This is a genomic window from Chryseobacterium sp. DZ-32, from assembly GCF_059587025.1.
In genome coordinates this window covers 1-1,502 of record NZ_JCAIOM010000040.1, presented here as the reverse complement: position 1 = coordinate 1,502, position 1,502 = coordinate 1, and the positions used below count along the sequence as shown (strand labels likewise).

General features: G+C 40.9%; 1 protein-coding gene. It reads right to left on the bottom strand.

Annotated features, from left to right (window positions below):
* Positions 1 to 1,502, bottom strand: a 1,502-nt coding sequence (locus AC59HC_RS22940) for a non-ribosomal peptide synthetase (RefSeq protein ID WP_496559447.1), incomplete at both ends; no start/stop codon positions are given.

The window sequence follows — 1,502 nt, the reverse complement described above, 5'->3', positions numbered from 1 at the left end:
CCTCCCAATCGGAAAAAATCATCATGGATACTGATATGATCTGAATCTAGACCTAGCATTTCTCCGTAAATCTCCACCAGCAACTCCTGTAAAGGCGTCTGAGGACTTACATATTCCATCTCTCCTGTAAATAAAGGTTCTGGTAATGCTTTTCTGTCAACTTTCCCGTTGATCGTAACAGGTAATGCTTTCAAATGGACATAAGCCGAAGGAACCATATAATCAGGAAGAACTTCCGATAATAACACTGAAATATCTCCGGAGTCAAGCGGATTCTCTGAAACATAGTAAGCAGCAAGGTACTTTAAACCCATACTGTTCAGCCTGCACTCCACTACTGCCTGACGAATACCACTTAACTCAAGAAGAGCTGTCTCAATCTCCCCGGGCTCAATCCGGTAACCACGAATCTTGATCTGTGAGTCGTTACGACCCAGATATTCCAGATCTCCATTTGGAAGGATACGCGCAAGATCACCGGTTTTATAAATCCGTCCATTATAACCTGATGCTTTTTCCTGCTCAGTCTGAAAGGGATTAGATAAAAAGCGCTCTGCAGTAAGCTCAGGAAGATTTAAATATCCTCTTGATACTCCAACTCCACCTATATACAGCTCTCCGACTGCTCCAATAGGAACAGGACGTAAATAGGAATCCAGAACATACACCGAAACATTATCAATAGGGCGCCCGATATTAAGAGGATTACCATCTTCATCATAATGATGAACGGTCGCACATACTGTTGTTTCCGTAGGACCATATTCATTAAGGAAAATAATATCCTTATAGCAGCTACTGCCAATATCAGGAAAGCTCTCTCCGCCAGCGAAAATCAATTTTAGTTCCGTATCAGCAAGAAGATCCTTCAATAATACAGGAGGAATAAATGACACCTCTATTCCATTTGCTTTTATATAATGGTTAAGTTCTGCTACACAGGTCCTTTGTTCGTTACTGAACAGCCAAAGCGTATTACCGTGGCAAAGCACAGGAAATACCTCATTGACAAAAGCATCAAAAACATAATTCGAATAACAGCCCACATTTGTATATTCATTAAAGCGGTGGGACTGTGTCATAAAACTTACAAGATTCACTACACCGCTATGCTCAATCATCACACCTTTAGGCCTACCTGTTGTTCCACTGGTATAAATAACATAAGCCAGATGGTTGGATCTTACTCCGGTAACAGGATTTTTTCTAAAATATTTTTGAATTCCGTCTGCTGCCTCTGCATCATCCAGATTTAAAATCACGGGTCCTTTCTTAACAATTGCGGAAACATATTCATCCAGCTTTGATACGGTCTCTTCTTCTGCAAGAACAAGGCGAGCCCCTGTATCATTCAGGATATGACCCAGTCTATCTGCAGGATAGCCAGGATCAAGAGGAACATAAGCTCCGCCTGCTTTTAAAATACCTAAAATCCCTATTAGCATCTTTTCTGAACGGTTAAAACAAATAGGGATAAGTTCATCAGGACGGATATCATAATG